This is a genomic window from Limosilactobacillus balticus (assembly GCF_014145615.1).
Taxonomy (GTDB): domain Bacteria; phylum Bacillota; class Bacilli; order Lactobacillales; family Lactobacillaceae; genus Limosilactobacillus; species Limosilactobacillus balticus.
The window spans coordinates 1-236 of the sequence record NZ_JACIVH010000009.1; the positions used below are offsets into that span (position 1 = coordinate 1).

Annotated in this window: 1 rRNA gene; it reads left to right on the top strand. The window is 49.2% G+C overall.

Annotated features, from left to right (window positions below):
• Positions 1–25 precede the first annotated feature (25 nt).
• Positions 26–236, top strand: a 16S ribosomal RNA gene (locus tag H5S10_RS00025); the annotation flags it as partial.

Genomic DNA, 236 nt, shown 5'->3' on the forward strand with positions numbered 1-236 from the left:
AGAGCTATTCAAGTTCTTATATATTTTATATGAGAGTTTGATCCTGGCTCAGGATGAACGCCGGCGGTGTGCCTAATACATGCAAGTCGTACGCACTGGCCCAACTGATTGATGGTGCCTTGCACCTGATTGACGATGGATCACCAGTGAGTGGCGGACGGGTGAGTAACACGTAGGTAACCTGCCCCGGAGCGGGGGATAACATTTGGAAACAGATGCTAATACCGCATAACAAC